The sequence below is a fragment of the Ruegeria sp. L12 genome (assembly GCF_056531745.1).
Genome location: NZ_JBQFMH010000007.1, coordinates 188,473 through 208,548 on the forward strand (window position 1 = coordinate 188,473; position 20,076 = coordinate 208,548).

Consider the following 20,076-nt stretch of genomic DNA (forward strand, 5'->3'; position numbering starts at 1 on the left):
AACGAAAGGGTTCGCAATGGCCGAAAATCCTCTGATCCACGATGCGGACGCGGGTATCGAGCGCCTGCTGGAAATCATGCGCCGCCTGCGTGACCCGCAATCCGGCTGCCCGTGGGACATCGAACAGGATTTTTCGACGATTGCGCCCTATACGATCGAAGAGGCCTATGAGGTCGCCGACGCCATCGAACGGCAGGCTTATGACGAGTTGAAGGGAGAGCTGGGCGACCTGCTGTTCCAATCCGTCTTTCACGCGCAAATGGCTGAAGAAGCAGGGCATTTCACCTTTCAGGACGTAGTGCGCACCATGTCCGACAAGATGGTCGACCGCCATCCGCATGTGTTCGGCGACGAATCCCGCGACAAGTCCGCTGACCAACAGACACTCGACTGGGAAACCATCAAGGCCGCCGAACGCGCAGGCAAGGAACTGAAAGGCGCGCTCGACGGTGTTGCGGCCAACCTGCCCGCCCTGCTGCGCGCCCACAAACTGCAAAAACGCGCCGCGCGCGTCGGGTTCGACTGGCCCGATGCCAGCCATGTGCTGGCCAAGATCACCGAAGAGGCTGCCGAGTTGGAGGAAGCGCGCGACAGCATGGATGCCGATGCGCTAGAGGACGAATTCGGCGATCTGCTGTTCGTCATCGTCAACCTCGGCCGTCATCTGGGCATCGAGCCCGAGGCCGCTCTGCGCCGCACCAACGCCAAGTTCACCCGCCGTTTTGAGAAGGTCGAGGAACGCCTTGCCGAACGCGGAAAAACGCCCACGCAAAGCGATCTGGCCGAGATGGATGCGCTGTGGGACGAGGTGAAAATCGAGGAACACCGCGCCAACGGCAAACTCCCGCCGGTAGATGCCCCGGCGGACGTGTAAATCTGGTAGACAAGTGCCGCGACACTTGCGAGTGTCCGACCTTCACGCCCCCCCCCGGAGACCACCATGCCCCGCAAGATTATCATCGACACCGATCCCGGTCAGGACGACGCCGTTGCCATCCTGCTGGCACTTGCCAGCCCCGAAGAAATCGAGGTGCTGGGCATCACCGCCGTCGCCGGAAACGTGCCGCTGGAACTGACCGCCAAAAACGCCCGCATTGTCTGCGAACTGGCCGGTCACACGCATATTCCAGTCTATGCAGGCTGCGATCGTCCGCTGAACCGCGCGCTGGTGACCGCCGAACACGTGCATGGCAAAACCGGCCTCGACGGTCCCGACCTGCCCGATCCGCAAATGCCGCTAGCCGACGGTCACGCGGTCGATTTCATCATCGACACCTTGCGCGCGCATGAGCCCGGCACCGTGACGCTATGCCCGCTGGGGCCGCTGACCAACATCGCGACCGCCTTCCGCAAGGCCCCCGATATCATCGACCGGGTGCAGGAAATCGTCCTGATGGGCGGGGCGTATTTCGAGGTCGGAAACATCACGCCAGCGGCGGAATTCAACATTTTTGTCGACCCGGAAGCTGCTGATATCGTGTTTACTTCCGGCATTCATATCGTCGTTATGCCGCTGGACGTGACCCATGACGCGCTGGTTACCAAACAGCGCAACGACGCCTTCCGCGCGCTCAACAGCGAAGTCGGCCATGCGGTCGCCGAGATGACCGATTTCTTCGAACGTTTCGACATGGAAAAATACGGCTCGGAAGGCGCTCCGCTGCACGATCCCTGCGTCACCGCCTATCTGATCCGGCCCGAGCTGTTTAAGGGCCGACATATCAATGTCCAGATCGAAACCGGATCCGAGCTGACGCTTGGCATGACCGTCGCGGATTGGTGGCGCGTCACCAACCATGAACCCAACGCCATGTTCATGGGCGAGATCGACGCTGACGGTTTCTTCACCCTGCTCACAGAAAGACTGGCCCGCCTATGACCGCCGCACTCCGCCTCGCCCGCCCCGACGATCTGGATCGCCTGATGGCGCTGGTTGCGGCGTTTCATTCGGAATCCGGCATCGCGCAGGATGACGAGAAACGCCGCAACGCGCTGGCTCCCTTGCTGGACGGCATACCGCATGGGTGCGTGTATCTTGTCGGACCGGGCCGGGCGCCACTGGGCTATGTCATTCTGACCTTCGGCTGGTCGGTCGAGTTTGGCGGCATGGACGCCTTCGTCGATGAAATCTATATCCGCCCCGCCGTCCGCGGACGCGGCATCGCCACCGAAGTTCTGCACGATCTGCCCAAGGCACTGGCCGAGGCCGGGCTGACCGCGCTGCATCTCGAGGTCGACCGGACCAATGAGACCGCGCAGAAACTCTATCTGCGATCAGGCTTCAGAGCGCGCGACCGCTATATGTTGATGAGCAAAACGCTCTAGCGCGATTCCCCCCGGAAGATCACCGCCGGATTGTACATCTGTTGCACCGGATCATCCTGCGAGACCTCCATCCCCGTGATCGGATAGGTTCCCGGCTCGGTACATGCCGCAAGAGCCCCTGCGCAAAGTATTGAAATTACAAGAAAGACCTTCGAAGCAGACATCATGTCCCCCTTTCTGCAATACAGATAGGATACCGGAAGTCACGTTCCGGCAATAGGAACAAGTTCACACATATTGATTTTTATGTCGGCTTAGATCGCCCTTTACAGGCAGTTCTTCCGCTGCCCCCGCTCCAGTTTCTTGAACTGCTTTTGTACCCGCTTGGGCTGCGGCAACGCTTCCAACTGCTCGGTCACGTTCTCTCCGGTGAACCAGGATCGAAACAACAGCACCTTGATATCATCGTCCAGAACCGTGTCGGCGACGTTATAGGTGCACAGGCATTCCTCCATCGTGATCTGTCCGCTGGGATCGCCTTCCACCATCTTCTGGCACACCGCCTCGGGCGGAACCTGCGCCCACGCAAGCTGAGGCAGGATGAAAAGCGCGGCCGCGCCGGCAATGTGTTTGAATGCAACCATAAGAAAACCCTCTCCCTAATGTCCGGCGCAGCATGGCACACGGCGCTTGAATCGAACTTAGCACATGGGCCGCCACCCTACAGGGTGAGAAGATTAAGACAATTCCACCGATTCTTTCCCCGTGACGCCTCGCAGCCCGGTCGAATACGAGCACGCGAACAGAACCAACGTTTATTACAGGGAACGCGATATGGAACAGATTATCGGCCAACTGATCGGCGGCGCATTGGGCGGCACAGGCGGCGGTAAGGCCGTCAAGGGCTCTGACATGGGCAGTATTGGCAACGCTCTGGCAGGTGCCGTGGGCGGTGTCAGCGGCGGTCAGATGCTCAGCGGATTGCTGGGGGCCGGAGGGGCCGCCGGAGGTATGGATATCGGCGCATTGGCCGCGAACTTCGTCGGCGGTGGGGTCGCCGGCCTGGTGGTTCAGGTCGTTGTCGGCATGATCGTCAAGAAGATCAGAGGCTGACACCTTGCAATCACCAAAGCGAAACGGGGGCCAGACGGCCCCCGTTTCTTTTATTTCAGGATCGACGCGCCTGCGAATTCTGCAACCTCGCCCAGCGATTCCTCGATCCGGATCAGCTGGTTATACTTGGCCAACCGGTCCGACCTCGCGAGGCTGCCGGTCTTAATCTGACCGCAATTGGTTGCCACGGCCAGATCGGCAATGGTGGCATCCTCGGTCTCGCCTGAACGGTGCGACATCACGTTGGTATAACGCGCCCGGTGCGCCATATCGACGGCACGCAGCGTTTCGGTCAGCGATCCGATCTGGTTCACCTTCACCAGCATCGAGTTGGCACAGCCGCGCTCGATCCCTTCGGCCAGACGTGCGGGGTTGGTCACGAACAGGTCATCACCCACAAGCTGCACCTTGTCGCCAATGGCGTCGGTCAGCGCCTTCCAGCCGTCCCAGTCATCCTCGGACATGCCGTCCTCGATCGAGATGATCGGATAGTCATTGACCAGCGCTGCCAGATAAGCCGCATTTTCTTCGGATGACAGCGAGATGCCCTCACCCGCCAGAACGTATTTGCCGTCCTTGTAGTATTCGGTCGCCGCGCAATCCAACGCCAGGTGGATTTCCTCACCCGGTTTGTAGCCTGCTTTTTCGATGGATTTCAGGATGAAATCCAACGCCTCGCGGGTCGATGCGATATTCGGGGCAAAACCGCCCTCATCGCCGACACCGGTAGCCAGACTAGCAGCCGACAGCTCTTTCTTCAGCGTATGGAACACCTCGGAGCCCATGCGCACCGCCTCGCGGATATTCGCGGCCGAGGTCGGCATGATCATGAATTCCTGAATGTCGATCGGGTTGTCGGCGTGCTCACCGCCGTTGATGATGTTCATCATCGGCACCGGCAGAACCCGCGCCGAAGTGCCGCCAACATAGCGGTACAGTGGTTGCGTGGTGAAATCCGCCGCGGCCTTTGCAGCGGCCAGCGACACGCCCAGAATGGCGTTCGCGCCCAGACGACCCTTGTTCTCGGTCCCGTCCAGCTCGATCATCGCCTGGTCGATGGCCACCTGCTCGGTCGCATCAAAGCCCACCAGTTCCTCGGCAATCTCACCGTTCACGGCGGCCACGGCCTCCAGCACGCCCTTGCCCATGTAGCGGGCCTTGTCACCGTCGCGCTTCTCAACCGCCTCATAGGCGCCGGTCGACGCACCCGAGGGCACAGCGGCGCGGCCCATGGTGCCGTCTTCCAGAATCACGTCCACCTCAACCGTCGGGTTGCCCCGGCTGTCCAGGATTTCGCGTGCGTGGATGTCGATGATGGTACTCATGAGGCCCGTCCCTGTGGCTGCAATCAGTTGCACGCCTCATAACAGCAACCGGCGAAAAGTAAACCGGTCACGTTAACGCTAACACGTATATTTTCCTGCCTTTAGGGCTAACAGTTCGCTGTTTGCGCCAACAGTAATCAGGCCGCGACCACCGCACGCGCCAGACGGCGTTCGCGAATAAAGGTATACAAACCGGACCCGATGATCAGCGTTGCCCCCGCCATGGTCACCGCATCAGGGCGTTCCCCGAACATCAGCATCCCGGCAAGGATCGAAAAGACCAGACGGGTATAGCGGAATGGCATCAGGGCCGACGCTTCGCCCACCCGCATTGCCGTGACGATACCATAATAGCCCAGCACGCCAAAGCCGATTGCCCCCAGATAGGGGCCGATTTGGCTTGCCTGCACAGGCACATAGCTGTGCGCGGACACCACCATCATCACCACGCCGGTCAGCGCAATCGAGATATAGGCCTGCATCGCCACCACGGACGAGGCCACCCGTACATCCAGCTTGCGCGTGATCAGATCCCGCGCCGCAATGGCGAACACCGTGGCCACCACCAACAGCGTTTCCGGCTGGAACCCGTCCAGCCCGGGGCGAATGATCAACAGCACCCCGGCAAAGCCCACGCCGACCGCGCTCCACCGCCGCCAGCCGACCTTTTCGCCCAGAAACAGCGCCGCCCCCATGGTCACCGCAAGCGGCATGGCCTGAAACACGGCGGCCACTGTGGACAGGTCGATCAGCGACAGCGCAGTCACGAAAAACAGCGCACCGACCGCCTCGGTCCCTGCGCGCAGCAGCGGCAGCAGAGACCAGGCGGCAGGATCGAAGATACGCTTTCGCGTGACAACCGACATCCCGGCAAAGGCAAGGCCGCAAAAGACACCCAGAAACAGCATGATCTGACCGGTCGGTACGCTGACCGACAGGTATTTGATGAACATATCCTCAAGTGCAAATGCTGCCATCGAACCGACAAGCAGCAGAATGCCGTTTACGTTATTCATGCGCGTTTCCGTTGAACCGGGCCCAAAAAGGGGGACCTGACTGCACAAGAACCGCAAGCGGCGGCGCTTGGCAAGACGGAACCCGCCGCCTTTGATGAATTAACGTGCGGCGATCAATCGCGTTTGGTGATGGATCAGTCCTTGTCCAGCGGCACGCCGTACAGCTCCAGCCGGTGGCCTTTCAGCCGGTATCCCAGCTTGGCGGCGATCTTTTCCTGCAGCGCCTCGATCTCGGGATCGACAAATTCGATCACCTCGCCCGATTGCATGTCGATCAGGTGGTCATGGTGGTCGCGCTCGGCATCTTCATAGCGCGCCCGCCCGTCGCCGAATTCCAGCCGCTCCAGTATCCCGGCCTCTTCAAACAGCTTTACCGTGCGATAGACCGTGGCAATCGAGATACCCGCATCCTCGGCCGAGGCGCGGGCATACAGCTCCTCGACATCCGGGTGATCCTCGCTCTGCTGCAACACCTGCGCGATGGTCCGGCGCTGGCCGGTCATGCGCAGGCCCTTGGCCTCGCAACGGGCGATAATCGTATCGGACATGGTGACCCCCGGAACTGTTCGGACTTCTGTCTTAATATGTCCGCGCGCGCTGCGCCACCGACGATTTTACCTCAGGCCGCGCGGCGCAGATCGGCCCAGACTGGCAAATGGTCCGAGGCGATATGCGCAGGTCGCATGTCATGAACCCCGTGCAAAGTGGCCTCAAGCCCCTGGCCCAGCGCGATTCTGTCCAATGCGCCCAGCGGTTGCGCGGCGGGGTAACTGGGAAGCGGCGGCAGAAACCGCATGTCCGGGGCCAGATGATCCAGCACCGGCTGACGCGACCATTCGTTAAAATCCCCGGCCCAGACCGTGGGCATCTGCTCAAGATCAGAATCACATCGGCGGATATGGGTGATCTGCTGCCGGCGCGAGGCGGGAAACAATCCCAGATGCATCCCCATCACGCGCAGCGGGCCGATCTGCGTGTCGAACTCGACCCGCACGGCCCCGCGCGGCTCCAGCCCCGGCAGATCATGATGCCCGCTCTGGCGAACCTGAATGGCCTTCCCGCGCCAGATCACCGCGTTGCCATGCCAGCCCAGACTGCCCGCCCCGCCCAGATCGACGATCTGCCAACCGGCTTCGTCCAGCATGAAATGCGGCAGGGCAGCGGGGCGCGGCGGCAGGCGTTTGTCGGCCTCCTGCAGTACCACGATATCGGCCTGCATACTGTCGATGACCTGCATGATCCGCTGCGGCTGCCGACGGAAATCAAGCCCCACGCATTTCTGGATGTTATAGCTGGCAAGGCGCAGGGTCTGGGTCATGAGCTTCCGAAATCCATTTGCGCCTTAGATTGCCATGAAACCCGACAATCGCAAGCTGATGCTGCCGAAAACTGCCGGGCGTTTCCCGCATTAACACATCCCCGTCGCCAATTTGCGTAAAAAGCTTGCACTCGCCGCATACCGCTTTAATCCCTGATCGGCACGCGTAACAAAGGATCCGACCCCTCATGGTCTCTACCGAAGCCCCCGGGCACACCATGACCAAGGCAAGCATCGTCCTCGTGGTCGGAGGCATGATGTGGGGCCTCTACTGGATTCCCGTGCGGTTCTTTCTGGACATTGGCCTGACCGGACCTTGGCCGGGGATCGCGATGTACAGCGTTGCCCTGCTGTGCCTTGTTCCCCTGATCTGGCGTGAACGTCATCAGCTGGTCCTGCAATGGCGCGGCTTGCTGCTCAGCGGTATGTTCACCGGCGCGGCGTTCAGCCTCTATTCGATCAGCCTTGTCTATACCGACGTGGTGCGTTCAATCCTACTGTTCTACCTGACACCGATCTGGGGCACGCTGCTGGGCCTGCTCTTTCTCGGAGAACGCCTCAGCTGGCAGCGTTTCTCGGGACTTGTCTGCGGCATGGCAGGCTTGTTCATCGTTCTGGGTGATGGCGGCTTCATACCATGGCCAAGCAATGTCGGTGACTGGCTGTCTCTTGCTTCGGGGATTTGCTGGGCGCTGGGGACACTGGGCCTCTACCGGGCCACACAGGTCTCGATTTTTGGGCAGATCTTCGCCTTTATTCTGGGCGCCATAATCCTGTCCCTGTTCAGCCTGCTGTTTCTGCAAGCCCCCGTCCTGCCTGCCATCGCACCAGAGGACACGATCTGGGTCCTGCAATTGGTCCTGCTGTCCGCGTTCTACACTCTGCCGATGATCTTTATGACGATCTGGCCCGCCACCAAACTCTCTCCCGGTCGCGTCGGGTTGTTGCTGATGAGCGAGGTCGTCGTCGGCCTCGCATCCGCAGCCGCATTCGCGGGCGAGCCCTTCGGTCTGCGCGAATTGCTGGGTGCCGTGCTGATCGTCAGCGCCGCGGTGCTCGAGATTGTGCGAAGATAACCTTCTGGCTCACGTCCCGCAGAACGTTGCCTGCACCACCTCATTTTCGGCGGGCGGGCGTATCAGATCCGTGGCATCCGGCTGATCCTCATAGGGCTGCGACAGCACATCGTTCAGCCGCTGGAACGGGGCATAATCCCCCTGCACCGCCGCCTGAATCATCTGCTCGACCCGGTGATTGCGCGGGATAAAGGCCGGGTTCGTCGCCGTCATCACCTGTGCCGGGTCCCCTTCCCGCTGCAGCCGCGCCTGCCAGCCCTCGGCCCATTCATCAAACGCCGCCGGGTCAGTAAACTGATCCCGCGCGTTCTGACCGCCCAGCGCCCGGAACGTATTGGTGAAGTCGGCCCTGTTCTGCGCCATCCGCGTCAACAGGTCCGAGATCATCTCAAGGTCCCCATCCTCTGCCCGGGTCAGCCCGATCTTGGCCCGGAACCGCCGCCGCCATTCCGCCTGCATCAGATCGGGCATGGCATGGACGATCTCGGTCGCTTCCTCGACGGCGGCCTCTTTATCCTCATATTGTTGGATCAGAGCCGTCGCCAACTGCGCCAGATTCCACACCGATATGTCCGGCTGGTTGGAATAGGCATACCGCCCCATCCGATCAATCGAACTGTAAACCGTGTTCGGATGATAGCTGTCCATGAAGGCGCAAGGCCCATAATCGATGGTCTCTCCCGCGATCGAGCAATTATCCGTGTTCATCACCCCGTGAATGAAGCCAACGCTCATCCACTGCGCAATCAACCGCGCCTGCGCATCCCGCACGGCGCGCAGCAGGCCCATGGGGCCGTCGGCGTCAGGATAATGCCGCGCTATCGCATACTCCGTCAGCCGCTTCAGGCTGTCCAACTGTCCGCGCGCAGCAAAAACCTGAAACGTCCCCACCCGCAGATGGCTCTGCGCCACGCGGGTCAGCACCGCCCCGGGCATCGGCCCTTCGCGCAGCACGATCTCTCCGGTCTCGACCGCCGCCAGGGCTCGCGTGGTCGGAATGCCCAGCGCATGCATCGCCTCGGACACAGCATATTCCCGCAGTACCGGCCCCAGCCACGCCCGCCCGTCACCCCGTCGCGAAAACGGCGTCGGGCCAGACCCTTTCAACTGTATGTCGCGGCGGACACCATCCTCACCAACCGTCTCGCCCAACAGTACAGCGCGCCCGTCCCCAAGCTGGGGATTATAGGTGCCAAACTGATGCCCGGAATAAAGCTGCGCCAGCGGCTGTGCCCCGTCCGGCACCGTGTTGCCCGCAAAGGCCTCGGCCATCTCCGTCACCTCGCCGGGGGTAATCCTCAGCAGCTGCGCCAGATCGGCGTTGAAGGCAACCAGACGCGGCGCGCGCACCGGAACCGGCGCTTGCCGCGCATAGAACGTATTGGGCAGGCGAGCGTAGCTGTTGTCGAAGGGGATGGTCAGAGTCATATGGCAAACATATGGCCTGAGGGCACAATTGCCATAGCGGATCGCGCCCGCCCGTGCATAATCAGGCCGAACCCTCGAAGGACCGCCATGACCGCGCAAGACATCATCGATCACCTGGGCCTGCAACCCCACCCCGAGGGCGGCTGGTTCCGCGAAACCTGGCGCGCCGAAAATCAGGGCCGCGCCACCGGCACCTGCATCTATTTTCTGCTGGCTGAAGGAGAAAGCAGCCACTGGCACCGCGTCGACGCGACCGAAATCTGGCTCTACCACGCAGGCGCCCCGCTGATCCTGTCGATCAGTGCCACCGATGACGGCCCCGCTACCGAGCATCTACTGACCCCGGACCTGACCGAAGGCGCGCCACAACGGATCGTGCCGGAAAACCACTGGCAGGCTGCCCGCAGCACCGGCGACTACACGCTGGTCAGTTGCACCGTCTCCCCGGGGTTCGAGTTCGACGGCTTCACCCTCGCCGCCCCCGATTTCGACATTCCCAAAGCCTGACCGGATGGACCACCGCAGCCTCATAGCAACCCTGCCACCCGAGGTGAAAACCCAACTGCAACAACGCGCCAACAGCGCAGGCCTGATCCACCTCACCCTTTATCTTGCGGCCCTCGGTCTCACCTCAACCGGAATCCTGCTGCAAGTCCCGTTCTGGCCACTCCTGCTTCTGCCGCAGGGCATTCTGCTGGTCTTCCTCTTCACCCTCAGCCACGAATGCACCCACAAGACACCGTTCCGCACGGGCTGGATCAATGACGCGGTCGGTCACGCAATCTCAATCCCCATCGCGCTGCCGTTCACGTGGTTTCGCTATTTCCACCTGGCCCACCACAAATGGACCAACCATCCCGATAAAGACCCGGAACTCGCAGGCAAACCCCGCCCGGACAACTGGCCTGGCCTGCTGCTCTACCTCAGCGGAGCCCCCTACTGGTCCGGTATGGCAAACACACTGATCCAAAATGCCCGTGGCCAGATCGACGCCCCCTACCTGCCGCCCCGCCAACACCGCGCCATCAAGACCGAAGCGCGCCTGCTTCTCACCCTCTATGCACTCGCCGCGCTCAGCCTGTTCTTCACGCCCATGTTGTTCTGGCTCTGGCTCCTGCCCGTCCTGATTGGGCAGCCATTCTTACGGCTCTACCTGCTCGCCGAACACGGCCTCTGCCCTCCGGTGGCGAATATGCTGGAAAACTCCCGCACCACCTTCACCAACCGCCTGATCCGCTTCCTTGCCTGGAACATGCCCTATCACGCGGAACACCACGCCTTTCCAAACGTGCCCTTCCACCAACTGCCAGCCTTCCACGACTGGACCCAAGCCCACCTGAAATCCACCTCGAACGGCTACGCAGAGTTCACGAATACCTATACCCAAACCTTCAGACGCTAGATCCGCTGTTCATCTGGCCAAAAATATCCCGGGGGAGTCGCGCAGCGACGGGGGCAGAGCCCCCTACCCGCTCACCACAGCGCCCCGCGCCGGAGAGGACACAACCCCGCCTCCCACAAGCGCGCTTACCCCGGTCGTGCCGGGGCACGAGGTCGGCATCCCCCGCGCCACCCGCACGGCGAGATAGGCAAAAGCCTGCGCCTCCAGCATGTCACCATCCAGACCCACCGCCTCCACTGGTTCGACCGGACAATCCAGCGCCACACGCAGCATCTCCATCAGCACCGGATTCCGCCGCCCCCCGCCGGTGACCAACATCCGCGCGGGCGGTCTGGGACAATACTCCATGCCCTGCACCACTCCGGCCGCACACATGCCCGTCAACGTCGCCACCGCATCCGCGTCGCTCAACTCCTGCACCAGCCCGATCATCTCGGCGAAATCATTGCGGTCCAGCGATTTCGGCGGCATCCGGTTGAAAAACGGCTCGGCCAGAAACAGCTCCAGCGCGCCGGTTTCCACCGTCCCCCCGCGCGCCAAGGCACCGTCCCGATCCATCGGCAGCCCCAGCCGCGCCTGCATCAGATCATCGACCGGCGCATTCGCGGGGCCGGTATCAAATGCCAACAATGCCCCCGGCGCCTCCGGCCCGTCGAAAGACGGGTCCACATAGGTCAGGTTTCCCACTCCGCCGAGATTCAGAAAACACAAGGGTTCCGTGGCACCGATCCACTTGGCGCAGGCAAAATGAAAGAACGGTGCCAGCGGCGCGCCTTCGCCGCCCAAAGCCACATCATCGCTGCGGAAATCCCAGACCACCGGCAGGCCCAAAGCCTGCGACAGACCCACGCCATCGCCCACTTGCAAGGTCCCGCGCCCGCGTGGCTCATGCGCCAGAGTCTGACCATGAAAGCCGATCAGCTCCGCATCCTCGAAATCGGCCAAAGCCTCGGCATGGGCAAAGGTGACCAGTTCCCCGGCCGCCTCGACCTCGGGACCATGCCACTGGCCCAGCGCAGCGCGCAAGGTGGCGCGCTCTTCCTCGGAATAGGCCCGATACCGGCTATCGCCAAATCCGAAAATTCGATGCCCGTCGGTCTCGACCACCGCGGCATCCACCCCATCCAGCGAGGTTCCAGACATCGCCCCCAGCGCCCGGATCGGCCCTGTTTTCCCGTTGCTCCGGCTCACGCGTTTCTCCTGCTCATTCCCGCTCGCCTTTGGCCTGACCCATAGGGGGCCACTCAACCTGACAATGCACTGGCCTCAACCTGCCCGCATATCACCGAGGCTGACAAGATGCCTTTCCCCAGATCCCGCATTTTTCATCGGCCAGAGCGTCTTTCAGGGCACCCCAACTTTCCTGAAAACGCATCTTTTCCTTGCCCGCCCCGCCGCCTATACAGTGCCCCGCAACAGTAACCCAAAGGGCACGGATATGACCTACCACCCCAAATCGGATTTCATCGCCACGATGATCGAGCGCGGCTTTCTCGCCGACTGCACCGATTATCAGGGCCTTGACGACGCGCTGATCTCTGGGGTGCAGACGGCTTATATCGGCTATGATGCCACCGCGCAGTCGCTGCATGTGGGTCACCTGATGAACATCATGGTGCTGCGCTGGCTGCAAAAGACCGGGCACAAACCGATCACGCTGATGGGCGGTGGCACCACCAAGGTGGGCGACCCCTCGTTCCGGTCCGACGAACGCCCGCTGCTGGGCCCCGAACAGATCGACGCCAACATCGCGGGTATGAAGCAGGTCTTCGCCAAATACCTCAGCTATGACGACAGCGACACCGGCGCGCTGATGCTGAACAATGCCGAATGGCTGGACAGCTTGAACTACCTCGATTTCCTGCGCGATATCGGGCGGCATTTCTCGGTCAACCGGATGCTGTCATTCGAATCCGTCAAATCGCGTCTGGATCGCGAACAAAGCCTCAGCTTCCTTGAATTCAACTACATGATCCTGCAGGCCTATGACTTCCTCGAACTGAACCGCCGCTATGGCTGCGCGCTGCAGATGGGCGGCTCGGATCAGTGGGGCAACATCGTCAACGGCATCGACCTGACTCGCCGCGTGCTGGACAACGAAATCTTCGGCCTGACCACACCGCTGCTGACCACCAGCGATGGCCGCAAGATGGGCAAGTCGCAGGGCGGCGCGGTCTGGCTGAACGGAGACATGCTCTCGCCCTATGAGTTCTGGCAGTTCTGGCGCAACACCACTGACGCCGATGTGGGCCGGTTCCTGAAAATCTTCACCGAACTGCCGGTGGATGAGTGCGACCGCATGGGCGCGCTGGCCGGGTCCGAGATCAACGAAGCCAAAATCCGCCTCGCCAACGAAGTCACCACCCTGTTGCACGGCGCCGAAGCGGCAGCCACGGCCGAGGCCACGGCCCGCGAAGTGTTCGAAAAAGGCGGCGTGGGCGGAGACCTCCCGACCCTCACCCTCAGCGCGGATGAGTTGGGCGACGGCATGTCCATCGTGCAGCTGATCGTCAAATCCGGCCTCGCCAAATCCGGCAAAGAGGCCAAGCGCCTGATCGCCGAGAACGGCGCCAAGCTGGATGACGCGCCGCTGACCGATACTGGGCTGATGATCGACGCAGGCGCTCTGGCCTCTCCGATCAAGCTGAGCGCGGGGAAAAAGCGGCACGCGCTGGTGCAGCTGGGCTAGGACCCACCGCGGACAGAGATATGAAAAAACGGCCACCTCGCTGAGGTGGCCGTTTCTAATTGTACCCGGCTGATCATGTCGCCAGAGCATCAGGCTTACTTGCCTTTACCCTTGCCCTTGCCGGAGCCTTTACCCTTGGCGCCGGATTTCGAGCTCGATCTGGCGGCGTCAGCTCTGGCTCTGGCAGCATCGGCCTTGGACCGGGCATTCTCCCGTGCCGCATCTGCTCTGGCTCTGGCCTTTTCGGCCCGGGCTTGACCATTCGCTTGGGCGCCTTTTTTCCCGTCAGACTTCGCGCCTTTTCCGCCGTCTGGCTTTCCGCCTTTTTTGCCGTCCGGTTTTCCACCTTTCTTGCCATCAGGCTTGCCATCCGGCTTACCGTCGGGTTTTTCATCGGGTTTGCCACCGTCAGGCGCGCCGCCATCACCGGGATCGCCGGGATCACCGCCATCGGGCGCGCCGCCTCCGCCGGGGCCACCGGGATCGCCACCATCAGGTGCGCCACCACCGCCGTCACCACCGCCGCCGGGGTTGTCTGGCCCATTCGGGTCCGAATCGCGATCCTCGCCGCGCGGTGTCGCAGCGGCAATGCTCGCGGTCGGCAGATCCGTCAGCAGCCCCGCCAATCCCGGACATTGTGCGCCGGTCAAGCTCAGAACCGTGTCGAAATCCGATCGCCTTTGAAGCCGTTGCAGAAAACTCGGGGTCACCTGCGCGCAATCGCACAGCCCCGCATAATCTCCTGCATTCGCCAAAGCCCGTGCCGTGCGCCCGTCACAAACCTCGGGTGCGGCAGCCACGCTGCCCGCCATCATCACCCCCAGAACAGGGGCCGCAACCATCACGCCCAGTGAGCGCTTCGCATTCGTTAACAAAACCATATTGGTACCTCCTGACGATCAAACACGTCATGCGGACGGAATGTTCATTCACGAAACGGCGACACATCCGTGAACGCTCAATTCGAACCTTCGCACACTCAAAACAGTGGACAGACCGCATTGCTTGCAGTTATTGAACAATCGTTCATATCTTATAGAGGAACCGGCCATGCAGCTTTCCACCACCGCAGCAGTCATCACCGGCGGCGCATCGGGTCTGGGCGAGGCCACGGCCCGCCACTTTGCCGAACAGGGCGCGCAGGTCACCATCCTTGACCGCGACGCCGAACGTGGCCCGCAAGTCGCGGCCGAGATCGGCGGGCAATTCGTGCAGACCGACGTAACGGACGAATCCTCGGTCGCTGCGGCCATTGCCCATGCGAAGGACAAGATGGGCAAGATCACCGCCGCCGTGAACTGCGCCGGGATCGCCATCGGCGCCAAGACGGTGGGCAAAGACGGCCCCCACCCGCTGGACGCGTTCCAACGCACAATCGACATCAATCTGGTCGGCAGCTTCAACGTTTCGCGCCTCGCCGCAGCCGAAATGGCCAAGAACGACCCCGAACCCGACGGCGCGCGCGGCGTGATCATCAACACCGCCTCGATCGCCGCCTTTGACGGGCAAAAGGGCCAGGCGGCCTATGCGGCCTCCAAGGGTGGCGTGGTCGGGATGACCCTGCCGATGGCGCGCGATCTGGCCTCCTCCGGCATTCGCGTGATGGCCATCGCGCCGGGTATCTTCATGACGCCGATGCTGGCCGGTCTGCCGGATGAGGTGCAGCAGCAACTCGCCGCCGACGTCCCCAACCCGCCCCGCCTGGGCGACCCGCGCGAATACGGGCGGCTGGCCGGGTTCATCGTCGAGATGGGCTATCTGAACGGTGAGGTCATCCGCATCGACGGCGCCCTGCGGATGCGCTAACCCTGAGGGCATGAGCGAGCGGAAGAAAATGGCAGCGGGTGAATGGTACACCTGCCTCGACCCCGAACTGGAGCAGATGCGCCAGACCGCCCGCCGCGCCGTTCATGCCCACAACACCCGCCCACCGGATGAGCGTGGTGCCATGGCAGAAGAACTGACCGCACTGTTTGGTAAGGTTGGACGGGACTGCTTTATCGAAGCCCCCTTCCACTGCGCCTATGGCATCAACCTGTCACTGGGCGACCAGGTCTATTTTAATGCTGGCTGCACAATTCTGGACACAGCCCCCGTGCGGATCGGCACCAGAACCTTGCTGGGTCCCAAGGTCCAGATTTACTGCGCCGAACATGCCAAGGATCCGACCTGGCGCGCGCAGGGTCTTGAGATCGCCCATCCGGTGACCATCGGCGATAACGTCTGGATCGGGGGTGGAGCCATCATCCTGCCCGGCGTCACGATCGGCGACCGCGCCATCATCGGTGCGGGCAGTGTCGTGACCAAATCCGTGGCGCCAGATGAAACCGTTGTGGGCAACCCGGCCCGCCCGATCACGGGTAGCGACAGTTAACAAATCACTTATGGAAAAAGTTGTACAACACGGACAAACCACAGGTTTCAGGATGTACAACACGGACTATCCGGCCTCGGCCTTCTCCTCCAGCATCAGCCACTCTTCCTCGGCCGCCGACAGCTTTTCCTGCCGCTCGACCAGAGCTTCGGTTGCCTTCTGGAACTTCACCGGCTCACGCGTGAACAGCTGAGGGTCCGACATCAGCTCTTCAAGCTTGGCAATTTCGGCCTCAAGCCGCGCGATCTCAGCCGGTAACTTCTCAAGCCGGTGTTTTTCCGAGAAGGATAGCCCCGTTTTCGGCTTCGCCTCCTGCTTTACCTTCGGCTTTGTAGTCTTTGTTTTTTCTTCTTTTTTCTCGATTACGTCGCCGCGCTGCGCAATATAGTCGGACCAGCCACCGGCATAGACGGTTGCCCGCCCGTTGCCTTCCATGGCGATTGTCGTCGTGGCGACACGGTCCAGAAAATCCCGGTCGTGGCTGACCAGCAATACGGTGCCGTCATAGTCGTCCAGCAGTTCCTGAAGCAGGTCCAGCGTCTCGACATCCAGATCGTTTGTCGGTTCGTCCAGCACCAGCAGGTTCGACGATTTCGCCATCAGCTTGGCCAGCAATAATCGCGCTTTTTCCCCACCAGACAAGGACTTAACAGCCGCTCTTGCCTGCGCATCATCGAACAGAAATTCTTTCAGATAGCCCACCACATGCTTGGGTTGGCCACCCACCATCACCTGATCGGCCTTGCCGGAAACCCGCATTTCCGGGTCGCCGGTCAGGCTGTCCCACAAGCTCATCTCGGGGTCGAGCTGCGCGCGGGTCTGGTCGAACACCGCGATCTCAAGATTTGTACCCAGAGAGATGCTGCCCGCATCCGGCTCAACCTGACCCAGCAGCATTTTCAGCAGCGTCGTCTTGCCCACTCCATTGGGTCCGACAAAGGCCACACGATCCCCACGCTGCACCAGCAGGTCGAAATTCCGCACGATCTGCTGCGTGTCAAAAGCCTTGGCCACGCCCTTGGCTTCGATCACCTTTCGGCCTGATTTTTGTCCGGATTCCAACGTCATAGCCGCCGAACCCTGACGCTTGATCTGCGCCGCTTTCTCGGCCCGCAACGCCTGCAGGGCACGCACCCGGCCCTGATTGCGCTTACGTCGGGCGCTGATGCCCTCAACGGCCCAACGCGCCTCGGACTTGATCAGCCGGTTCAATTTGTGACGCTGCTGATCCTCTTCTTCCCAGACCTTGTCGCGCCAGCCCTCGAAGGCCGCAAAGCCCTGCTCCTGCCGCCGCACAACGCCGCGATCAATCCACAAAGTTGCTCGTGTCAGTGCGCGCAGAAACGCCCGGTCGTGCGAGATCAGAACATAGGCCGCACGCGTCGCGCCCAACTCACGCTCCAGCCAGGCAATCGCCTCGATATCCAGATGGTTGGTCGGCTCGTCCAGCAGCATCAGGTCCGGCGCTTCGGCCATCAGCTTGGCCAACGCCGCCCGCCGCCGCTCGCCGCCCGAGGCGGTCTCGACCGCGCGATCCGGGTCGAATTTCAGGCCCTCTCCAGCGCGTTCCACCTTGTACAGCTCACCGGGCTCCAACCCGCTGGAGGCGTAGTCGCCCAGCGTCGCGAACCCTTCCATTCCCGGGTCCTGTTCCATGTAACCCACGGATTTACCGGGCGGAATTACAATATCCCCCTGATCCGCCTCGACCAGCCCTGCCATCACTTTCATAAGGGTCGATTTTCCGGACCCGTTTCGACCCACCAGCGCCACGCGGTCTCCGGGTTGAACCACCAAATCAAGCTCGGAAAACACCGGATCGCCCCCGAAAGTCAGGGAAATGCCGGACATCTGCAACAAAGGAATTCTCGCCATGCCCGCCAGCTAAACCGGCCAGAGCAACGCGTCAACGCCCCTGCTTCACCTTTTCATAAATACTCATATCACCCGGCCACCGCCCGCAGCAGACATTTGCGGGCCGGGGGAATCGCGCCAATCTCGAGCCCGGTAAAGACGTGCAGCGTATTCATGTGCCTGTCGACAACCGCATGATCGCTGACCCAACCGCCCATCATCAGATAGGTCCGCAGCAAAGGCGGCATCCGCAGCATCGCCTGTTTCACATTCGGCCGCCTGCGCAGGCGTGCGGCAAAGCGGAACACATCCGGCGCCTTCACCCGGGGCAACCATCGCTTGGGTGCCAGATGGCGATGCTTAAGCATGGCAAACGCATCCAGATACTCGGCTGTTTCAATCCCCGCGAAAGAGGAACAGCCAAACAGCATCTCAATCCCGTTTTGATCCACATAGGTCGTCATCGCGCCCCATGCGACGCGCAGGATATCGGGATCGGTCCAATCGGGGTGGATGCAAAACCGGCCCATCTCGGTCATGGGGCCGGAAAATCCGTTCAGCGCGGACAGATCATAATACTGCGCCGAATAGCTGCGCCCTATCTCAGAGCCATCCTGCATCGTCAGCATCCGGAAACAGCAGACCAATTGGCCGCCTGCCCGCATATCCTCGATCAGGACATGCGCGCATTGGGTATCAAAGCCGTCGCAATCCGCCCCCGACGTTCTGAACGCCAGCGTCCGCAACGCCTGAGCTGCCGCCACGTCCTGCGTGGTCTGCGCCAGCCGGGCACGATAGCGGCCCTTGTTCAACATCTCAGCCATGGGCGCACCCTCCGCGGTTGCTGACCGGTTCGCTTCTGTCTGGTCCCTGGCACAGTATGTGTGACTGTCCCATGAACCATGCAAGAGCCCGGAACGGCTTAGTTGTTGACTCCCGGGATGTTGGCTGGGTTGAAGTTGCCGATATTGCCAAGCAGCTGACGCAGGAAGCCCTTATCCTGGATATTCGAGTCGGTCACGCGACGGTCCAGAACAATGACATAACCATCTTCCAGGCCGAACCGCTCGATATTTCGCACCACACCGCGCTGGTCAAAACTGATGGCCACCAACTCGCGCGAGACGACTTCGGGCCGTTTGGGGCCAAAAGTACGAACGCGCGAGGCGACGTAGTAATAGCCCGAATCCCGTACAACACCTGACGAACTGGGCGCACCAATCGTTTCTTCCACACTTTCGCGGGTATCTACGCCAACCTTGATCTTGGCCAGGTCTTCTGGCGGCGGCACATAGCCGTGATTCTTGAAGATCGGCGAACATGCGCCTGCGATTGCCAGACAGGCTGCAAAGACAAGCGTTCTCGACGCTGGTTTCAACCTGTTCACACCGTTCAACATGCGCACCCTCTTGCCTTGGCCCCTTGCGAGCCCTATCCGATTACATCAAACCGCAGCCCCGGTTCAACACAGGAAAACCTCACGAATGAGCAACCAGACATCTTTGCGCGTCGCTGACCTGCCGCAAAACGCTCCGACATCGTTTGAACTGCGCCCGACCGGCGAGGCGCTTGAGGCGATCAAACAGGAACTCGGTCTGCTGGGGCTGCGCAAGCTCAGCTTTGCAGGACAGCTGCACGCGCAGGGCAAGCGTGACTGGGCTCTATCCGGCAAACTTGGTGCGACAGTGATCCAACCCTGCGTCGTTACGCTGGACCCGGTGACCACGCGCATTGATGTCCCGGTGAATCGCGTCTTTCTGGCCGATTGGAGCGATCCGGACGAGCCCGAGTTCGAAATCCCCGAAGATGACGAAATCGAACCATTGGGTGACGAGATCGACCCGGCGCTGGTCATGGTCGAGGCGCTGGCGCTGGCCCTGCCCCAATACCCGCGCAAGGATGGGGCCGAACTGGGTCAGGCGGACTATACCGAGCCGGGCAAACAGGCGCTGACTGATGAGGATGTGAAACCCTTCGCCGGGTTGGCCGGGCTGCGCGATGCGCTGAAAAAAGACGAGTGACAGAGGGGTGAATTCCTGTCATAGCAGGCGGTCAGAAAAATCGCTTGAACATGACGAGAATCGCAGTATTTTCGCGCGCTCATTGGATTTTGGGTTGGACATTGCGGGGCAAGCCCCTTAAACGCGCGTCAAACCACGAGAAAACAAAGAACGTAACCCGGCTGGCGGCGAATCTGCTGGCCCTTATCAGACAAA

General features: G+C 61.4%; 23 protein-coding genes. 11 read left to right on the plus strand and 12 right to left on the minus strand.

Annotated features, from left to right (window positions below):
• Window positions 1-16 precede the first annotated feature (16 nt).
• The 3 genes from mazG to ACR0K9_RS13090 all read left to right on the plus strand — a co-directional run bounded on the left by mazG (window position 17) and on the right by ACR0K9_RS13090 (window position 2,325).
• Window positions 17-874: a nucleoside triphosphate pyrophosphohydrolase gene (gene mazG, locus ACR0K9_RS13080; protein WP_480823864.1), complete on the plus strand. Its 858-nt coding sequence runs from the start codon at window positions 17-19 to the stop codon at window positions 872-874.
• A 66-nt stretch (window positions 875-940) separates the two neighbouring features.
• A complete protein-coding gene (locus tag ACR0K9_RS13085) occupies window positions 941-1,879 on the plus strand; it encodes a nucleoside hydrolase (protein ID WP_480823786.1) in 939 nt (312 codons plus the stop codon).
• Window positions 1,876-2,325: a GNAT family N-acetyltransferase gene (locus ACR0K9_RS13090; protein WP_480531998.1), complete on the plus strand. Its 450-nt coding sequence runs from the start codon at window positions 1,876-1,878 to the stop codon at window positions 2,323-2,325. Before ACR0K9_RS13085 ends, ACR0K9_RS13090 begins: the two co-directional genes overlap by 4 nt.
• Here the strand turns inward: ACR0K9_RS13090 and ACR0K9_RS13095 are convergent.
• Both ACR0K9_RS13095 and ACR0K9_RS13100 read right to left on the minus strand, forming a co-directional pair.
• On the minus strand, window positions 2,322-2,489 hold the full coding sequence (locus ACR0K9_RS13095; RefSeq protein ID WP_480531996.1) for a hypothetical protein: 168 nt from the start codon (window positions 2,487-2,489) through the stop codon (window positions 2,322-2,324). The genes ACR0K9_RS13090 and ACR0K9_RS13095 overlap by 4 nt on opposite strands.
• 102 nt (window positions 2,490-2,591) lie before the next feature.
• The gene (locus ACR0K9_RS13100) at window positions 2,592-2,909 is read right to left on the minus strand and encodes a hypothetical protein (protein ID WP_480823788.1); all 318 of its coding nucleotides are present in this window, start codon (window positions 2,907-2,909) and stop codon (window positions 2,592-2,594) included.
• A 190-nt stretch (window positions 2,910-3,099) separates the two neighbouring features.
• On the opposite strand from ACR0K9_RS13100, the gene ACR0K9_RS13105 reads away from it, so the two are divergent.
• Window positions 3,100-3,378: a hypothetical protein gene (locus ACR0K9_RS13105; protein WP_480823790.1), complete on the plus strand. Its 279-nt coding sequence runs from the start codon at window positions 3,100-3,102 to the stop codon at window positions 3,376-3,378.
• A 50-nt stretch (window positions 3,379-3,428) separates the two neighbouring features.
• Here the strand turns inward: ACR0K9_RS13105 and eno are convergent, their stop codons facing one another.
• The 4 genes from eno to ACR0K9_RS13125 all read right to left on the minus strand — a co-directional run bounded on the left by eno (window position 3,429) and on the right by ACR0K9_RS13125 (window position 7,037).
• Window positions 3,429-4,703, minus strand: a complete 1,275-nt coding sequence (gene eno, locus ACR0K9_RS13110) for a phosphopyruvate hydratase (RefSeq protein ID WP_480823792.1) — start codon at window positions 4,701-4,703, stop codon at window positions 3,429-3,431.
• A gap of 137 nt (window positions 4,704-4,840) precedes the next feature.
• A complete protein-coding gene (locus ACR0K9_RS13115; protein ID WP_480823794.1) occupies window positions 4,841-5,719 on the minus strand; it encodes a DMT family transporter in 879 nt (292 codons plus the stop codon).
• Between the two features lie 134 nt (window positions 5,720-5,853).
• Window positions 5,854-6,267 (minus strand): Fur family transcriptional regulator, encoded by a 414-nt coding sequence (locus tag ACR0K9_RS13120; RefSeq protein ID WP_480531986.1) that lies wholly within the window; start codon window positions 6,265-6,267, stop codon window positions 5,854-5,856.
• Between the two features lie 71 nt (window positions 6,268-6,338).
• Entirely contained in the window at window positions 6,339-7,037 is a 699-nt protein-coding gene (locus tag ACR0K9_RS13125; RefSeq protein WP_480823796.1) for an endonuclease/exonuclease/phosphatase family protein, read from the minus strand.
• A gap of 188 nt (window positions 7,038-7,225) precedes the next feature.
• Between ACR0K9_RS13125 and ACR0K9_RS13130 the strand changes: the two genes are divergently transcribed.
• Window positions 7,226-8,113, plus strand: coding sequence for a DMT family transporter (locus tag ACR0K9_RS13130; protein WP_480823798.1), 888 nt, complete (start codon window positions 7,226-7,228; stop codon window positions 8,111-8,113).
• A gap of 9 nt (window positions 8,114-8,122) precedes the next feature.
• Here the strand turns inward: ACR0K9_RS13130 and ACR0K9_RS13135 are convergent, their stop codons facing one another.
• Window positions 8,123-9,541 (minus strand): protein adenylyltransferase SelO, encoded by a 1,419-nt coding sequence (locus tag ACR0K9_RS13135; protein ID WP_480823800.1) that lies wholly within the window; start codon window positions 9,539-9,541, stop codon window positions 8,123-8,125.
• Window positions 9,542-9,628: 87 nt separating this feature from the next.
• Between ACR0K9_RS13135 and ACR0K9_RS13140 the strand changes: the two genes are divergently transcribed.
• Together ACR0K9_RS13140 and ACR0K9_RS13145 are read left to right on the plus strand one after the other, a co-directional pair.
• Complete coding sequence (locus tag ACR0K9_RS13140) at window positions 9,629-10,048, plus strand: cupin domain-containing protein (protein ID WP_480823802.1); 420 nt, start codon at window positions 9,629-9,631, stop codon at window positions 10,046-10,048.
• Window positions 10,049-10,052: 4 nt separating this feature from the next.
• The gene (locus ACR0K9_RS13145) at window positions 10,053-10,943 is read left to right on the plus strand and encodes a fatty acid desaturase (protein WP_480823804.1); all 891 of its coding nucleotides are present in this window, start codon (window positions 10,053-10,055) and stop codon (window positions 10,941-10,943) included.
• Between the two features lie 63 nt (window positions 10,944-11,006).
• Here the strand turns inward: ACR0K9_RS13145 and ACR0K9_RS13150 are convergent, their stop codons facing one another.
• On the minus strand, window positions 11,007-12,134 hold the full coding sequence (locus tag ACR0K9_RS13150; protein WP_480823806.1) for an anhydro-N-acetylmuramic acid kinase: 1,128 nt from the start codon (window positions 12,132-12,134) through the stop codon (window positions 11,007-11,009).
• A gap of 247 nt (window positions 12,135-12,381) precedes the next feature.
• Here ACR0K9_RS13150 and tyrS point away from each other — a divergent pair, with 247 nt between their 5' ends.
• Window positions 12,382-13,632 carry a tyrosine--tRNA ligase gene (gene tyrS / locus ACR0K9_RS13155; protein WP_480823808.1) on the plus strand — a complete coding sequence of 417 codons (1,251 nt, stop codon included), beginning with the start codon at window positions 12,382-12,384 and terminating at the stop codon, window positions 13,630-13,632.
• A 95-nt stretch (window positions 13,633-13,727) separates the two neighbouring features.
• Here tyrS and ACR0K9_RS13160 read toward each other — a convergent pair whose 3' ends face one another.
• Complete coding sequence (locus ACR0K9_RS13160; RefSeq protein ID WP_480823809.1) at window positions 13,728-14,513, minus strand: hypothetical protein; 786 nt, start codon at window positions 14,511-14,513, stop codon at window positions 13,728-13,730.
• Between the two features lie 169 nt (window positions 14,514-14,682).
• Here ACR0K9_RS13160 and ACR0K9_RS13165 point away from each other — a divergent pair, with 169 nt between their 5' ends.
• Both ACR0K9_RS13165 and ACR0K9_RS13170 read left to right on the plus strand, forming a co-directional pair.
• Window positions 14,683-15,438: a 3-hydroxyacyl-CoA dehydrogenase gene (locus ACR0K9_RS13165; protein WP_480823811.1), complete on the plus strand. Its 756-nt coding sequence runs from the start codon at window positions 14,683-14,685 to the stop codon at window positions 15,436-15,438.
• 28 nt (window positions 15,439-15,466) lie between these two features.
• Window positions 15,467-16,006 carry a sugar O-acetyltransferase gene (locus ACR0K9_RS13170; protein ID WP_480823813.1) on the plus strand — a complete coding sequence of 180 codons (540 nt, stop codon included), beginning with the start codon at window positions 15,467-15,469 and terminating at the stop codon, window positions 16,004-16,006.
• A 66-nt stretch (window positions 16,007-16,072) separates the two neighbouring features.
• Here the strand turns inward: ACR0K9_RS13170 and ACR0K9_RS13175 are convergent, their stop codons facing one another.
• From ACR0K9_RS13175 to ACR0K9_RS13185, 3 genes are all read right to left on the minus strand, one after another.
• Window positions 16,073-17,881: an ABC-F family ATP-binding cassette domain-containing protein gene (locus ACR0K9_RS13175; protein ID WP_480823815.1), complete on the minus strand. Its 1,809-nt coding sequence runs from the start codon at window positions 17,879-17,881 to the stop codon at window positions 16,073-16,075.
• 68 nt (window positions 17,882-17,949) lie between these two features.
• Complete coding sequence (locus tag ACR0K9_RS13180; RefSeq protein ID WP_480823817.1) at window positions 17,950-18,684, minus strand: GNAT family N-acetyltransferase; 735 nt, start codon at window positions 18,682-18,684, stop codon at window positions 17,950-17,952.
• A 98-nt stretch (window positions 18,685-18,782) separates the two neighbouring features.
• A complete protein-coding gene (locus ACR0K9_RS13185) occupies window positions 18,783-19,259 on the minus strand; it encodes an outer membrane protein assembly factor BamE (RefSeq protein ID WP_480531960.1) in 477 nt (158 codons plus the stop codon).
• 85 nt (window positions 19,260-19,344) lie between these two features.
• On the opposite strand from ACR0K9_RS13185, the gene ACR0K9_RS13190 reads away from it, so the two are divergent.
• Window positions 19,345-19,881, plus strand: coding sequence for a YceD family protein (locus ACR0K9_RS13190; protein WP_480823819.1), 537 nt, complete (start codon window positions 19,345-19,347; stop codon window positions 19,879-19,881).
• The last annotated feature ends 195 nt before the right edge of the window (window positions 19,882-20,076 follow it).

What these genes read in the sequence shown, in the direction of transcription:
- ACR0K9_RS13140 (WP_480823802.1), top strand. Translation starts at nt 9,629, where the DNA reads ATGACCGCGCAAGACATCATCGATCACCTGGGCCTGCAACCCCACCCC.
- ACR0K9_RS13185 (WP_480531960.1), bottom strand. Translation starts at nt 19,259, where the DNA reads ATGTTGAACGGTGTGAACAGGTTGAAACCAGCGTCGAGAACGCTTGTC.
- ACR0K9_RS13170 (WP_480823813.1), top strand. Translation starts at nt 15,467, where the DNA reads ATGGCAGCGGGTGAATGGTACACCTGCCTCGACCCCGAACTGGAGCAG.
- ACR0K9_RS13090 (WP_480531998.1), top strand. Translation starts at nt 1,876, where the DNA reads ATGACCGCCGCACTCCGCCTCGCCCGCCCCGACGATCTGGATCGCCTG.
- ACR0K9_RS13115 (WP_480823794.1), bottom strand. Translation starts at nt 5,719, where the DNA reads ATGAATAACGTAAACGGCATTCTGCTGCTTGTCGGTTCGATGGCAGCA.
- eno (WP_480823792.1), bottom strand. Translation starts at nt 4,703, where the DNA reads ATGAGTACCATCATCGACATCCACGCACGCGAAATCCTGGACAGCCGG.
- ACR0K9_RS13105 (WP_480823790.1), top strand. Translation starts at nt 3,100, where the DNA reads ATGGAACAGATTATCGGCCAACTGATCGGCGGCGCATTGGGCGGCACA.
- tyrS (WP_480823808.1), top strand. Translation starts at nt 12,382, where the DNA reads ATGACCTACCACCCCAAATCGGATTTCATCGCCACGATGATCGAGCGC.
- ACR0K9_RS13165 (WP_480823811.1), top strand. Translation starts at nt 14,683, where the DNA reads ATGCAGCTTTCCACCACCGCAGCAGTCATCACCGGCGGCGCATCGGGT.
- ACR0K9_RS13190 (WP_480823819.1), top strand. Translation starts at nt 19,345, where the DNA reads ATGAGCAACCAGACATCTTTGCGCGTCGCTGACCTGCCGCAAAACGCT.
- ACR0K9_RS13160 (WP_480823809.1), bottom strand. Translation starts at nt 14,513, where the DNA reads ATGGTTTTGTTAACGAATGCGAAGCGCTCACTGGGCGTGATGGTTGCG.
- ACR0K9_RS13085 (WP_480823786.1), top strand. Translation starts at nt 941, where the DNA reads ATGCCCCGCAAGATTATCATCGACACCGATCCCGGTCAGGACGACGCC.
- ACR0K9_RS13135 (WP_480823800.1), bottom strand. Translation starts at nt 9,541, where the DNA reads ATGACTCTGACCATCCCCTTCGACAACAGCTACGCTCGCCTGCCCAAT.
- ACR0K9_RS13120 (WP_480531986.1), bottom strand. Translation starts at nt 6,267, where the DNA reads ATGTCCGATACGATTATCGCCCGTTGCGAGGCCAAGGGCCTGCGCATG.
- ACR0K9_RS13095 (WP_480531996.1), bottom strand. Translation starts at nt 2,489, where the DNA reads ATGTCTGCTTCGAAGGTCTTTCTTGTAATTTCAATACTTTGCGCAGGG.
- ACR0K9_RS13100 (WP_480823788.1), bottom strand. Translation starts at nt 2,909, where the DNA reads ATGGTTGCATTCAAACACATTGCCGGCGCGGCCGCGCTTTTCATCCTG.
- ACR0K9_RS13145 (WP_480823804.1), top strand. Translation starts at nt 10,053, where the DNA reads ATGGACCACCGCAGCCTCATAGCAACCCTGCCACCCGAGGTGAAAACC.
- ACR0K9_RS13130 (WP_480823798.1), top strand. Translation starts at nt 7,226, where the DNA reads ATGGTCTCTACCGAAGCCCCCGGGCACACCATGACCAAGGCAAGCATC.
- ACR0K9_RS13175 (WP_480823815.1), bottom strand. Translation starts at nt 17,881, where the DNA reads ATGGCGAGAATTCCTTTGTTGCAGATGTCCGGCATTTCCCTGACTTTC.
- ACR0K9_RS13180 (WP_480823817.1), bottom strand. Translation starts at nt 18,684, where the DNA reads ATGGCTGAGATGTTGAACAAGGGCCGCTATCGTGCCCGGCTGGCGCAG.
- mazG (WP_480823864.1), top strand. Translation starts at nt 17, where the DNA reads ATGGCCGAAAATCCTCTGATCCACGATGCGGACGCGGGTATCGAGCGC.
- ACR0K9_RS13125 (WP_480823796.1), bottom strand. Translation starts at nt 7,037, where the DNA reads ATGACCCAGACCCTGCGCCTTGCCAGCTATAACATCCAGAAATGCGTG.